This window comes from Lysobacter sp. GQ73 (assembly GCF_059758755.1).
The window spans coordinates 780,868-793,770 of record NZ_JCAXEE010000001.1 but is presented as its reverse complement, the minus strand read 5'-3'; the positions used below and the strand labels follow the sequence as shown (position 1 = coordinate 793,770).

12 protein-coding genes are annotated in these 12,903 nt (G+C 68.0%); all 12 read right to left on the bottom strand.

Annotation, left to right across the window (positions count from 1 at the left end; all coding sequences use genetic code 11):
- Positions 1 to 10: 10 nt before the first annotated feature.
- The 12 genes from AC6CH2_RS03085 to AC6CH2_RS03030 all read right to left on the bottom strand — a co-directional run bounded on the left by AC6CH2_RS03085 (position 11) and on the right by AC6CH2_RS03030 (position 12,582).
- A complete protein-coding gene (locus tag AC6CH2_RS03085) occupies positions 11 to 562 on the bottom strand; it encodes a DUF2939 domain-containing protein (protein ID WP_498267887.1) in 552 nt (183 codons plus the stop codon).
- A 129-nt stretch (positions 563 to 691) separates the two neighbouring features.
- Positions 692 to 1,861, bottom strand: coding sequence for an MFS transporter (locus AC6CH2_RS03080; RefSeq protein ID WP_498267886.1), 1,170 nt, complete (start codon positions 1,859 to 1,861; stop codon positions 692 to 694).
- 1,195 nt (positions 1,862 to 3,056) lie between these two features.
- Complete coding sequence (locus tag AC6CH2_RS03075; protein WP_498267885.1) at positions 3,057 to 3,743, bottom strand: DUF2461 domain-containing protein; 687 nt, start codon at positions 3,741 to 3,743, stop codon at positions 3,057 to 3,059.
- Positions 3,744 to 3,800: 57 nt separating this feature from the next.
- Positions 3,801 to 5,270 (bottom strand): exodeoxyribonuclease I, encoded by a 1,470-nt coding sequence (sbcB, locus tag AC6CH2_RS03070; protein WP_498267884.1) that lies wholly within the window; start codon positions 5,268 to 5,270, stop codon positions 3,801 to 3,803.
- A 4-nt stretch (positions 5,271 to 5,274) separates the two neighbouring features.
- Positions 5,275 to 6,645, bottom strand: coding sequence for an FAD-dependent oxidoreductase (locus tag AC6CH2_RS03065; RefSeq protein WP_498267883.1), 1,371 nt, complete (start codon positions 6,643 to 6,645; stop codon positions 5,275 to 5,277).
- A gap of 91 nt (positions 6,646 to 6,736) precedes the next feature.
- Positions 6,737 to 7,018 carry a GIY-YIG nuclease family protein gene (locus tag AC6CH2_RS03060; RefSeq protein WP_498267882.1) on the bottom strand — a complete coding sequence of 94 codons (282 nt, stop codon included), beginning with the start codon at positions 7,016 to 7,018 and terminating at the stop codon, positions 6,737 to 6,739.
- A 108-nt stretch (positions 7,019 to 7,126) separates the two neighbouring features.
- Positions 7,127 to 8,413, bottom strand: a complete 1,287-nt coding sequence (gene kynU, locus AC6CH2_RS03055) for a kynureninase (protein WP_498267881.1) — start codon at positions 8,411 to 8,413, stop codon at positions 7,127 to 7,129.
- Positions 8,414 to 8,477: 64 nt separating this feature from the next.
- Entirely contained in the window at positions 8,478 to 9,488 is a 1,011-nt protein-coding gene (locus AC6CH2_RS03050) for an amidohydrolase family protein (protein ID WP_057917911.1), read from the bottom strand.
- 7 nt (positions 9,489 to 9,495) lie between these two features.
- Positions 9,496 to 10,026 carry a 3-hydroxyanthranilate 3,4-dioxygenase gene (locus tag AC6CH2_RS03045; protein ID WP_498267880.1) on the bottom strand — a complete coding sequence of 177 codons (531 nt, stop codon included), beginning with the start codon at positions 10,024 to 10,026 and terminating at the stop codon, positions 9,496 to 9,498.
- Positions 10,027 to 10,485 (bottom strand): RidA family protein, encoded by a 459-nt coding sequence (locus AC6CH2_RS03040; protein WP_498267879.1) that lies wholly within the window; start codon positions 10,483 to 10,485, stop codon positions 10,027 to 10,029.
- Positions 10,482 to 11,147 carry a carbonate dehydratase gene (gene can, locus AC6CH2_RS03035; protein WP_498267878.1) on the bottom strand — a complete coding sequence of 222 codons (666 nt, stop codon included), beginning with the start codon at positions 11,145 to 11,147 and terminating at the stop codon, positions 10,482 to 10,484. The genes AC6CH2_RS03040 and can overlap by 4 nt, the downstream gene beginning before the upstream one ends.
- 7 nt (positions 11,148 to 11,154) lie before the next feature.
- Positions 11,155 to 12,582, bottom strand: coding sequence for an aldehyde dehydrogenase (locus tag AC6CH2_RS03030; RefSeq protein ID WP_498267877.1), 1,428 nt, complete (start codon positions 12,580 to 12,582; stop codon positions 11,155 to 11,157).
- Positions 12,583 to 12,903: the final 321 nt, after the last annotated feature.

The following is a 12,903-nucleotide window of genomic DNA, read 5'->3' as shown; positions in this document are numbered from 1 at the left end:
GCCTTGCGTATCAGGGCAGCATCTTTTCCAGCGGCAGGCGCACGTCGGTCACCCGCCACTTGAAACCGTCGCGGGTCAGCACGAACACCACCGGATCGCCGTCGGCATTGGCGACCGTGGCGGTGAAACGCGATGGCGACTCGAAGCGGTAACTCGCGTGCTCGAGCGGTTCCGCCGGCGGTACCTGCGCATAGGCGTCGCGGCGCGGCGCCGACGAATCGAGACGGCGCAGCAGGTTGCGGCCTTCGAGCACCGCACCGATGCCGACCGGCGTGGCGATGGCGTCGACCGCGGTGCCGGCCACGCCGCTGGCCAGGCTGATGCCGAGCGCGGCGAGCGGATTGGACTGCAGCTCGGGGCCGGCGCGACGGACGATGTAGTCGTCGACCTGTGCCTTCAGGCTCAAGCGCAGGGCGGCGAAGTCGACATGCTCGCTCAGTTCGCCGGCGTTGCGTTCCTTGACCGCGCTGCGGATCGCGTTGACGGTCAGGAACGGCCCGGCGGCGACGTAGCCGAGCAACAGGACCAGGGCCAGGACGAGCAGGGCTATCCATTTCTTCATCGCGACGATCCAGGGTGGCGGACCGCCAGAGTAACGGCCTTGGCCTTACCTGGGCTTAAGAAAGCCGGACGCGGCTGGAACTTCCCCTTCGGCGGCGGCGGTCCGCCGCCTCAGGGGCAAGCGGCGAGACTACGCGGTCTCGACCGGGCGGGCGTCGCGTGCGTAGCGCTGGGCGGCCAGGTGCAGGGCGAGGGCGGCCAGCGAACAGACCGAGCCGGCCATGAACGCGGCCGTGCCGCCGCCGTGTTGCCACGCCAGGGCGGCCATGCCGGCGCCGAGCACGCCGCCGATGCCGCCGCTGAAGCCGTACAGCATGCCCTGCGCCGAGGCCATGTCGCGGCGCGCCGGGAACAGTTCGGCCATGCGCCGCATGCAGCCGGCATGGAAGGCGGCGAAGCTCAACGAGTGGCCGGTCTGGGCCAGCGCCATCCAGGCGAAGGAATCGGCGAACCAGGCCACCATCACCCAGCGCAGCGCGGTCGCGAAGATGCAGGCCGCGATCAGGCGATGCGCGCCCAAGCGCTGCACCAACCGCGGCGCCTGCCAGAACATCAGGATCTCGCACACCACCCCGATCGCCCACAACAGGCCGACCGCGAAACCGTCGTGGCCGTGCGCCTGCAACTGCAAGGTATAGAACACGTAGAACGGGCCGAAGCTCAGCTGCACCAGCAAGGCGGTGCCGAGCAGCCGGCGCGTGCCGGGGCGCCGCCACAGACGCTCGCGCGGCGTGCCCGCGAGCGGCGGCGGCGAGGGCGGATCGGCGCGGTGCAACCAGGCCGCGGCGACGGTCAACACCAGCCACGGCAGGCTCAGCCAGACGAAGGCGTCGTTGCCGAGCCGGTCGAGCAGCCAACCGTAGCTCGCCGCGACGATCAGGAACCCGACCGAGCCCCACATGCGGATCTTGCCGTAGTCGTGATTGCGTGTGCCCAGCGCGTTGAGGGTCATCGCCTCGAACTGCGGCATGACCGCGTTGAAGCACAGCGCGAACGCGCCCATCACCACGAACAGCATGGTGCCGCCGTCGAAGCGCGCGAACCCGGCGAACATCGCCAGGGACAGCACGCAGCCTGCGACGAGCCAATACCCCGGCTTCGGGCTGCGCGCGACCTGCCGCGCCCAGGTCGGCGGCGCCAGGATCCGCCCGCCGTACCACAGCGCCAGCATCGCCCCGACCGCGTACCCGCCGTGCCCGTTGGCGCTGACCCAACGCCCGATATAGGGCGTATACGCCCCGAGCATGCCGAAATAGCCGAGATAGAACAGGGCGTAACGGCGGAATTCGGCGGTGGACAAGTCGGGCTCGGCGAGGCGCGGCGGGTAGCGCTCACGATACCGGATAGGCGGCGCGATTCGAGCACCGCGGGCTGCCGATTTATGGAGGTTTTTGTGTATCGGCCAAGCGCGACCGGATCGGCGCTGCGATGCGGATGGGCAGTCGATCTCGTCGCGACCGGCGACCGTGCCTGGCTCGGCGCGGCTCGTGCTGTTCCGAGGGCGGCCGCGAGGCAGTCAGCGATTGCCGGTTGCCGTGAAGATCTTGCAGTTGCAGTTGCAGTTGCAGTTGCCATGGCTGTGGCTGTGGCTGTGGTTGTGCGCGCATCGCGCTAGCGAAGGCAATCGAAGACCCGGAGGGCGGCCCGCAGGGATGCGGGCCGTTCTTCATCGGGACAAGGATGTCCCGTATGAAAAATCCCCGCGGATGCATCGATCGTGCGGGCCCTTGATTCAAAGAAAAGCATTTTTCTTTGGTTACCTTTCTTTTGTTGCTTTGGACGAGAAAGTAACCCGCCGCTTTAGTGGCGGAAGCTTTGGGTTTGATCTTGATGTTGATCTATTGAACGAGAGATGCGCCGCAAGACCGTCCCAACGATGTCGCGGCTTGCGCCGCTCCTATCCTGGCGAAAGCGCGCCGCTTCGATGGACGGTATTGGCATTGTGGCCTCGGCGCGTCCCGTGGTCGCGGCTCACGCCGCTCCTACAGGGGCTAGGCTCGCGGCGACACGCTGGTGCGGCTCCAGGGTAGGAGCGGCGCAAGCCGCGACCGCGCCGTGTCCGGTCGCAGCGTCACCGGCCGTGAGGCTGTGAAGCCCACATCAAGAGCAAAGCTTCCGCCCCCTAAAGGGTGCGGGTAACTTTCTTTTGTCCAAAGCAACAAAAGAAAGTCACCAAAGAAAAGTGCTTCTTCCTGCAAGGGCACAAGCCCGCGCGATCGAAGCCGACGCAGGGATGCTCCAGACAGGCCATCCATGGCCTGCTTGCGTACGGCCCGCATCCCTACGGGCCGCCCTCCGGGTCTTCATTTGACCGGCAAAGCGGCAAAGCGGTGAAGCAAATCCAATCTGGGCACGGCAACGGCAACGGCAAAGACAAAGACAAAAACACGGCAACCGTTGACGTTTGCGTCTGCTCTTGGGTAGGAGCGGCGCAAGCCGCGACCGCGTGACCACATGCGCCGGCGCGACCACCACCGGCGCGAAGAACCTGAACCTCAAAACTCCAGATCCAGCGCCGCACACAGATAATCGGTAAACGGCGCCAACCCGGTCAGGTCCTTTTCCAGGGTCTTCAACAACCGCGGCCCGGTCATGGTTTCGTCGTCGATCGCGCGCAGGGCGACGAAATTCTTGCGCCGCAGGTCGTCGGCGAATTCGAAGTCGGCCGGGAAGCCGCGCGGGGCGCGGGTCAGCATTTCGCTGTCGTCGAGGTCGTAGCGTTTGCGGAACTTCGGGTCGTGCGCGGCGGCCTTCCAACTGCCCGGGTTGTCGAGCACGAAGTGACGGATCTTGCGCAGCGAATCGGGCTGCGGGTGCCACACGCCGGAGGCGATGAAGCAGTTGCCGCCTTCCAGGTGGATGTAGAACGAAGGCGCCTCGATCTGGCGGCCGCGCTCGTGGAACAGGCGCGCGCCCTGGTGGGTCTTGTACGGCGCCTTGTCGTTGGCGAAGCGAGTGTCGCGCTGGATGCGGAACAGCGAGCCGCCGACGTTCTTCGGCTCGGAGCGGTAATGCGGGCTGACTTCGGCCAGGACCGGCTGCAGGTCGGTCAGCAGGCTCAGGAACGGGCCGCGCACATGGCTCTCGAAATCGGCCTTGTGGGCGTGGAACCATTCGCGGTTGTTGTGTCGCGCCAGCGAACGCAGGAACTTGAAGCTGGCTTCGGAAAAATAGCGGCTCATGCGGCGGCTCTTCGGCGGGGGCTCGTAGCGGGGACGGGCAGTATCGCAGGGCGGGCTTCAGGCCGGCGTCGACGGCGCCGGGGAGGGCCTCAAGCCGGCGTCTATCGCGCAGGCCCAGGCTTCGAGCCGGTCCAGCAGCGCCTGCTTGCCGCCATCGGCGCCGGCCAGCGCGCGGGTCTGGGCCAGTTCGGCGCGGAAGCGCTCGAAGCTGTATTCCGACAGGCCGGCCTCGTCGTACAGACGGCGCCGCCGGTAATCGTCCCAGCGTTCGCGCTCTTGTGCGTCCAGGGTCTGCGGCCAATTGCGGGCGCGATAGCGGAACAACAATTCCGGCAGTCGGGCATCGCGGAAATCGAAAACGGCCTGGGCCAGCGCCTGCGGCGGCGTGGTCCGCACCTGGCGGAACAAGCGTTTATCGCCGTCGCCGATGAAGGCGTCGTACAGCGAGGCGTCGACGTCGGAAGGTTCGCGGGCGCGGTCGTTGGCGTAGACGCGGCGGACTTTCTCGACCAACTCGGGGCCGGCCTCGCGGATCTGCGCGGCGCGGTACTCGGCCTGGGCGGGGTCGATGCACAGACGCTCGAAATCGGCCGGACGCAGATGGTTCCAGGCGATCAACGCCGGGCAGCGGTTCAGATGCACTTCTTTCAGCGCGACGCGTTCCTCGCCTTCGGGCAGGTCGGCGGCCGGCGTGTACAGGCGGTCGGCGATCTCGTCCGGGGCCAGCTTCAGCAGCGCAGCCGGATCCTGGGCCAGGTCGAACACCAGCACGCGATTATCGATGCGCGGATGCCGCGCCAGCGGGATCACCGGCGCCGCGCACAGGCGGCTGGCCGGATAGCGCTGGGATACGTGCAGGGCCGGGGTCATCGCGATGGTGTCGAGCAAGGTCGCGGCGAAGCGCTTGTCGCGCAGGCGCAGGGCGTATTCCCACAGCTTCGGCTGCGCGGTCTTGAACTTGCGCGCGATGCCGATCAGGGCGCGCACGTCCGACAGCGCTTCGTGGGCATCGCCCTCGCGCACGCCGTTGGCCTCGGCCAGGTGTTCGAGCTTGAACGAGGTGGTGCCGTCTTCGCGCTGCGGCCAGACCACGCCGTCGGGACGCAGCGCGTGCGCCAGGCGCATCACGTCGAGCAGGTCCCAGCGGCTGTTGCCGCCGCGCCACTCGCGTTCGTAGGGATCGTAGAAATTGCGGAACAGGCCGTAACGGACGAACTCGTCGTCGAAGCGCAGCGAGTTGTAGCCGGCGCTGCAGGTCTCCGGCCGCGACATCTCCTCGGAGATCAGGGCGAAAATCTCGGCTTCGCTGACGCCGTCGCGCAGCGCGTCCTGCGGCGCGATCCCGGTGATCAGGGTCGCCACCGGCGAGGGCAGCAGATCGTCGGCGGGTTTGACGAACACGCTGATCGGCTCCTCGACCGGGTTCAGGTCGGCGTCGGTGCGGATCGCCGCGAACTGGGCGATGCGGGTCGTGCGCGGGTCGGCGCCGAAGGTTTCGAGGTCGTAAAACAGAAAACTGACGGGCATGGGATCAATCGTCCGCGGGCAGGGGCGACAAGCGCTCGCGCACCAGCGCGTCGACGGCGGGCCAGTCGAGGCTGTCCAGGCTGTCGTGGCCGCGGGTCAGCTCGACCAGCAACTCGCGTTGCTGCAGGCCGCGCGCATAGGCCACTTCGTAGGGCATGCGGTGGAAGGTCACCATCGCGTAGCGCGGCATGAAACGGTCGGGGTGGCGCTCGGCGAGTTCGTGTTCGAGGGCGCGTTGCAGCAGGTAATCGTCGTTGTCGACGCGGTCGCGCATCTCCAGATAGTTCTCCAGCGCCATCGCCTGGATCGCGCGTGCGCTCGGCAGCCGCTCGGCCTGGAACGCGGCGAAGGCCGCGGCGCGGTCGTCGTCGGCGAGCAGGCGCTCGGCCAGGGCGACGCAGTCCTCGAAGGCGCAGTTCATGCCCTGGCCGTGGAACGGCACCATCGCGTGGGCGGCGTCGCCGAGCAGCACTGCGCGGTCGTCCAGGTGCCAGCGGTCCAGGTACAAGGTGGCGAGCAGGCCGGCCGGGTTACGCTCGAAATCCTGTTCGAGCTGCGGGATCAAAGGCAGCGCATCGGCGAAGTCGCGCTCGAACAGGGCGCGCGCGTCGGCGCCGTTGCGCACGGTCTCGAAGCTCGGCTCGCCTTCGTTCGGCAGGAACAGGGTGACGGTGAAGGTGCGTTCGTCGTTCGGCAGGGCGATGCACATGTAGCGGCCGCGCGGCCAGATGTGCAAGGCGTTCGGCTCGATGCTGAAACCGCCGTCGGGCGAGGGCGGGATCTCCAGTTCCTTGTAGGAATGGCCGAGGAACTCGGTGCGCTCGCCCAATTCGGCCGCCTGCTTCATCGCCCCGCGCAAGGCCGAGCCGGCGCCGTCGGCGCCGACCAGGCTGTCGAACACGATCTCGTGCGCGCTGTCGTCGCGGTCGTCGTGGAATACCGCCAGGCGGCGTTCGAAATCGACCGACTGCAGGCCGCGGTGGAAGTGCAGCTGAGCACCGGCGTCTTCGGCGATCTGCAGCAGGATCAGGTTCAACTCGCCGCGGTGCACCGACCAGATCACTTCGCTGTCGTCGCGCCCGTAGCGCTGCAGGTCGGTGCGGCCGTCGAGGAAATGCACCATGCGCCCGCGCATCATTACTGCTTGCGCCATCACCGCCTCGTCGGCCCCGGCCAGGCGCAGCGCATGGCGGCCGCGCTCGGCCAGGGCGAGGTTGATCGAACGCCCGCCCTGATAGCCCTTCAGGCGCGGGTCGCCGCGCTTCTCGTAGACATCGACCTCCCAGCCGCGCCGCGCCAGCAAGGTGGCGAGCAGCGCGCCGGCCAGGCCGGCGCCGATGATGGTGATGTGTTTGGGGTATATGTTTGCGTTCAAGCGGCGAGTCCCATGGCGAGTCGCGCGAGGAGGGGCAGGGAGCCGTGGATCTTCACACCGTCATTCCCGCGAAGGCGGGAATCCAGAGGCTTCAGCTGGTACCCGCGAGGTCCTGCCATAAGTCGCGCCATTCCGGATTGTTCTCTTCGATCAGTCGGATCTTCCATTCGCGGTTCCATTTCTTTATTTTCTTCTCGCGTTGAATGGCGCTTTCCATGGTCTCGTGCTGTTCGTACCAAACCAGTCGATCGACGCCATAGCGTTCGGTGAAGCCTTGTGCCAGGTGCTCGCGATGTTGCCATACGCGTTGGATCAGGTCGCTCGTAACGCCGGTATACAGGGTGCCGCGTTTCGCGCTTGCAAGGAGGTACACGGCGGGCGACCTGGACACTTCAACCTCACTCTGGATTCCCGCCTTCGCGGGAATGACGGTAGGAGGGTTCGCCAGACCTGAGTGGATCTACGTGGGACGAAGCCTGGATCAAGCGCCCCTCCAGCTTTCCACTGCCTGGGCGAAGCGCAGTACGTCGGCGTGGGTGTTGTACAAGGGCGCCGGCGAGATCCGGATCACGTCGGGTTCGCGCCAGTCGCCGAGCACGCCGTTGCCGGCGAGGTAGTCGAACAGGTCGCGGCCGGCGGCGCGGCCGCTGAGGCCGCGGCCGCCGATCACCCGCAGCGACAACTGGCAACCGCGCTGCGTCGGGTCGGACGGGGTGACGATGTCGAGGGTGTCGGCGAGGCGTTCGCGGATCAGGCTTTCCAGATAACCGGTGAGGCGCAGGGACTTCTCGCGCAAGGCGCGCATGCCGACCCGGTCGAACAGGTCCAGCGATGCGCGCAACGGAGCGAGGCCCAGGATCGGCGGGTTGCTGAGCTGCCAGCCTTCGGCGCCCGCGGTCGGAACGAAGTCCGGGCCCATGCGGAAGCGGGTCGAGGTTTCGTGGCCCCACCAGCCGGCGAAGCGCGGACGTTCGCTGCGGGCGTGGCGTTCGTGGACGAAGCAGCCGGCGACCGCGCCCGGGCCGGAGTTCAGGTATTTGTAGTGGCACCACACCGCGAAATCGACGCCGCTGTCGTGCAACTGCAGTTCGAGGTTGCCCACGCCGTGGGCGAGGTCGAAGCCGCATACCGCCCCCTGGGCCTGGGCCATGCGCACGATCGCCGGCAGGTCGAAGGCCTGGCCGCTGCGGTACTGCACGCCGGGCCATAGCACCAGGGCCAGGCGCGGGCCGTGCTCGGCGATGGCGCGCTCGATCGTCGCCATCGAGATCAGGCCGCCGGGTTCGTCGGGCTCGACTTCGATCAGGTCGGTGGCCGGGTCGAAACCGTGAAAGGCGATCTGCGAGGCGACGGCGTAGCGGTCGGACGGAAACGAGCCGGCTTCGATCAGGATCGCCGGGCGCTCGCGGGTCGGCCGGTAGAAGCTGACCATCATCAGGTGCAGGTTGGCGGTCAGCGAGTTCATCGCGATCACTTCGCCGGGCTGCGCGCCGACCAGGCGCGCGAGCGGGTCGCGCACCAGTTCGTGATAGGGCATCCACTGCGCCTGGCCGGTGAAGTGGCCTTCGACCGCTTCCATCGCCCACTTGTCCAGCACTTCCTCGACGTGCGCGCGTGCGCCGCGCGGCTGCAGGCCGAGCGAGTTGCCGACGAAGTAGGCCTGCTCCCGGTCGCCGTGGCGCGGAATCAGGAATTCGCCGCGCAGGCTCGGCAGCGGGTCGGCGGCGTCGAGCGCGGCGGCATGAGCGGGGGACGACAGATCGGTCACGGGAAAGGCCTGGAAACGTGCAGCGGTGAGGAGGGGCGAGGGGGCGGACGTACTGCGCCGGCCCTCACTCGAAGCGCGACTTCGACAGCCCCAGCCATTCCAGCGCGGTGCCGTGATACAGCCGCGCCTGGTCGGCGGGCGGGAGATCGAGCGAGGCGATGCCGGCGCCGGGCGTCTGCTCGCCGAGCGGGAACGGGTAGTCGGTGCCGAGCATCACCCGCGACACGCCGCAGGTGTCGAGCAGGTATTCGAGCGCGCGCGGGTCGGCGACCCAGGAATCGAAATAGAACTGGTTCAGGTAATCGCGCGGGTTGCGCGGGTTGTCGGTCGCGACCAGGTCCGGGCGCATGTTGAAGCCGTGTTCGATGCGGCCGATCGTGTAGGGAAAACTGCCGCCGCCGTGAGCCAGGCAGATCTTCAGCTTCGGCAGGCGTTCGAGCACGCCGCCGAACACCAGGCAGCAGGCCGCGCGCGATTGCTCGGCCGGCATGCCGACCAGCCACGGCAGCCAGTACTTCGGCATGCTCGGCGTGCCCATCATGTCCCAGGGATGGACCAGGATCGCCGCGCCGAGATCGCTGGCCGCCTGGAAGAACTCGAACAATTCCGGCGCGTCGAGGTTCCAGTCGTTGACGTGGCTGCCGATCTGGCAACCCTGCAGGCCGAGCTGATCCATGCAGCGTTCGAGTTCCTGCACCGCCAGCCGCGGCGACTGCAGCGGCACCGTGCCGATGCCGGCGTAATGGCGCGGATAGTCGCGGCAGGCCTGGGCCATGTGATCGTTGAGCGCCTGGTGCAGGTCGAGCGCCTGGTTGGCCTTGGCCCAGTAGCTGAACATCACCGGCACGGTGCTGATGACCTGCACCTGCACGCCGAAGCGGGCGTAATCGTCGATGCGCTCCTGCGGGTCCCAGGTCTTGGACCAGATCTCGCGGAAGAACTTGCCGTCCTTGTAGATGCGATGGCGGCCATCGTCGGTGTGGTGGATCACCGGGAAGCGCTCGTCGCCGTACTTGCGCGCCAGATCGGGCCAGTCGCGCGGCAGGTAGTGAGCGTGGGTGTCGATCTTGAGCATCGTCGCCTCAGGTGTCGGGCATCACGTAGCGGCCCGGCGCCGGGTTCAGATGGCCGCAGTCCATGCAGGTCCGATGTTCGCGCGAGGAATAGAAACGCTCGAACACCGGCGGGAAGTCGGCTTCGATGTCGTGCAGATGGAAGAATTCTTCGTACAGCTTGTGATTGCAGCGTTCGCAGTACCACATCAGGCCGTCGTCTTCGTGGGCCAGGCGCTTGCGTTCGATGACCAGGCCGACCGAGTCGGGCATGCGCTGCGGCGAATGCGGCACGCGCGGCGGCAGCAGGAAGGTTTCGCCGGCGCGGATCGGGATGTCGCGCACCGCTCCATCCTCCTGGATCCGCAGGACCATCTCGCCTTCGAGCTGGTAGAACCACTCCGGGCCTTCGTCCCAGTGATAGTCGGTGCGCTGGTTAGGGCCGCCCACCACCATGACGATGAAGTCGCCCGCGTAGATCACCTTGTTGCCGACCGGCGGCTTGAGCAGGTGACGATGTTCGTCGATCCACTGGCTGAGGTTGATCGGTCCAGGAAGCATTCACGTGCCCTCGGGCGGTGCGCCGGCCCGCGACGAGGCGACGGCGGCGATGCATTTGAGTTCGATGGCGATCGGCGTCGGCAGCGCGGTGATGCCGAGCGTGGTCCGGCACGGGGCGCGTTCCAGGTCCGGGAAGTACTCGGCCCAGACCGCGTTGTAGGCGGCGAAGTCGCGGTCCATGTCGGTCAGGTAGACGGTGACGTCGACCAGGTCGTCCCAGCCGGCGCCACTGGCTTCGAGCACGGCGCGGACGTTGGCGAACACCGAGCGGCACTGCAGCTCGATGTCGTAGGCGATCAGCCGGCCGTCGGCGTCGTGAACGTTGCCGGGGATCGCGTTGCTGGCGGCGTCGCGCGGGCCGATCCCCGACAGGAACAGCAAGTCCCCGACCCGGCGCGCATGCGGGTACAGGCCGACCGGCCGCGGCGCCTTGGGGGCGCTGATGCCGCCGCCGCTCATCGCGGCGAGCCGCCGTGGGTCGAATGCACCGTGGCGACGGCGCGTTCGTAGGTGTCCTGCAGGGCCTCGAAGCTGTCGACGTTCATGCCGGTGTCGTGGACGCGGCCGTTGCGCAGGCTGTAGACCCAGCCGTGCACGGCGAGCGGCTGCTGGCGCGCCCAGGCGTCGCGGACGATGGTGGTCATGCTGACGTTCTGCACCTGCTCGATCACGTTGAGCTCGCACAGGCGGTCGTGGCGCTCTTCGGCGTGGGCGTGAGAGATGCAGGCGACGTGCTTGTCGGCGACGTCGCCGACGTGGCGGATCCAGTTGTCGGCCAGGCCCAGGCGCTGGCCGTGCAGGGCCGCGTGGACGCCGCCGCAGCCGTAATGGCCGACCACGAGGATGTGCTTGACCTTGAGCACGTCGACCGCGAACTGGATCACCGACAGGCAGTTGAGATCGGTATGGACTACGACGTTGGCGATGTTGCGGTGGACGAAGACCTCGCCCGGGGCCATGTCGATGATCTGGTTGGCCGGCACGCGCGAGTCCGAGCAGCCGATCCACAGGTATTCGGGCGCCTGTTGGCGCGAGAGGCGGGCGAAGAATTCAGGGTCTTCGGCGCTGATGCGCTCGGACCATTCGCGGTTTCGTTCGAGCAGGTCGTGCAACGGGGTCATACAACGGTCATCCCAGGTGAAGGCCGACGTTCTTGGCGTCGGTGAAGAAACGCATGGCCTCGGCGCCGCCTTCGCGGCCGAGGCCGGACGCGCCGACGCCGCCGAACGGCGTGCGCAGGTCGCGTTGCAGCCAGGTGTTGATCCAGACCATGCCGACGCGCAACTGCGCGGCGAGGCGGTGGGCGCGATTGAGATCGCGGGTCCAGACCGAGGCCGACAGGCCGTAGTCGCCCGCATTGGCCAGGGCCAGTGCCTGAGCCTCGTCGTCGAAGGCCTGCAGGGTCGCGACCGGGCCGAAGATCTCCTCGCGGTTGCTGGCGCAATCCGGGCCGAGGCCCTCGATCACCGTCGGCGCCACGTACCAGCCCGGCCGGTCCAGCGCATGGCCGCCGCACAGCACCCGACCGCCTTCGTCCCGCGCGCGCTCGAGCGCGGCCAGGACCTTGTCGTAGTGCGCCTGCGACACCAGCGGGCCGAGCGCGGTGCTCTCTTCGGCGGGTTCGCCGATCTTCAGCGCCTGCGCGCGTTCGACCAGAGCGTCGCGGACTTCGTCGTAGATCGAACGCTCGATCAGCACCCGCGAACCGCACAGGCAGATCTGCCCGGAATTCTGGAACGCCGAGCGCACCAGGGTGTCGAGGTGCGCGCGCCAGTCGCTGTCGGCGAACACCAGGGTCGGGTTTTTGCCGCCGAGTTCCAGCGAAACCTTGCGCAGCAGCGGCGCGGCGATGCCGGCGATGCGCCGGCCGACCGCGGTGCTGCCGGTGAACGAGATCGCGCGCACCGCCGGGTGCCGCACCAGGCTTTCGCCGACCTCCGGGCCCAGGCCGTGGACGATGTTGAGCACGCCCTGCGGAAAGCCGATCTGCGCGGCCAGTTCGCCGAGCAGGCTGGCGGTGGCCGGGGTCACCTCGGAGGGTTTGGCGACCACCGTGTTGCCGGCCGCGAGCGCGGGGGCGATCTTCCAGGTGAACAGGTACAGCGGCAGGTTCCACGGCGAGATCGTCGCGACCACGCCGAGCGGGGCGCGCAGGGTGTAGTTGAGCCCGGCCTGGCCGTGGTGGGATTCGCTGGCGAACTGGGTCGCGGCATGGGCGAAGAAGCGCAGGTTGGAGACCGCGCGCGGGATCTCGGCCTCGCGGGCGAGCCGGATCGGCTTGCCGGCGTCGCGCGACTCGGCGCGGGCGAAGTCCTCCAGGCGCGCCTCCAGGGCGCTGGCCAGGGCTTCGAGCCAACGCGCACGTTCGCTGTGCGGCAGCGCCGACCAGGCCGGGAACGCGGCCTGGGCCGCGGCGACCGCGAGCTCGATGTCGGCGGCGTCGCCGGCCGCGACCTGCGCATACGCTTGCGCATTGGCGGGGTCGTGGACATCGAGCCAACGACCGCCGGCCGCATCGCGCGCCTGGCCGTCGATCCAGTGCCGGAATCTGTGCATGCGCCAAGCTTAACGCGTGGGCGCGGCAGCGCCCATAGCAAGGGGTGGCGGCGGGTCGCGTTTCCGTGACGGCGTGGGTCGACAGCTGCGTGCGTTCCGGGATGGGCGCAGCGTTCGCAGTCCGGGGTGGCGTGCGCTTTGGGGGCTTCGCGAACGAGCGACCGTCGGCGACTTTGCCGATCCGGTCCGTGGGCGCGCGGCCATGACCAAAGTCATGCATGACTGTTGGCCCAGATGCACTGCAGCAAAACTCGTCCGGCGCATTCGCGACGACCGGCGCGGACGCGCGGCAGGGCAGGCGAATTACCGCGAAATGAGATG

Bases quoted from the DNA above. Each gene is read 5' to 3' on its own strand.
- sbcB (WP_498267884.1), bottom strand. From the start codon at position 5,270: ATGCCCGTCAGTTTTCTGTTTTACGACCTCGAAACCTTCGGCGCCGAC.
- AC6CH2_RS03075 (WP_498267885.1), bottom strand. From the start codon at position 3,743: ATGAGCCGCTATTTTTCCGAAGCCAGCTTCAAGTTCCTGCGTTCGCTG.
- AC6CH2_RS03030 (WP_498267877.1), bottom strand. From the start codon at position 12,582: ATGCACAGATTCCGGCACTGGATCGACGGCCAGGCGCGCGATGCGGCC.
- AC6CH2_RS03045 (WP_498267880.1), bottom strand. From the start codon at position 10,026: ATGCTTCCTGGACCGATCAACCTCAGCCAGTGGATCGACGAACATCGT.
- AC6CH2_RS03040 (WP_498267879.1), bottom strand. From the start codon at position 10,485: ATGAGCGGCGGCGGCATCAGCGCCCCCAAGGCGCCGCGGCCGGTCGGC.
- AC6CH2_RS03085 (WP_498267887.1), bottom strand. From the start codon at position 562: ATGAAGAAATGGATAGCCCTGCTCGTCCTGGCCCTGGTCCTGTTGCTC.
- can (WP_498267878.1), bottom strand. From the start codon at position 11,147: ATGACCCCGTTGCACGACCTGCTCGAACGAAACCGCGAATGGTCCGAG.
- AC6CH2_RS03050 (WP_057917911.1), bottom strand. From the start codon at position 9,488: ATGCTCAAGATCGACACCCACGCTCACTACCTGCCGCGCGACTGGCCC.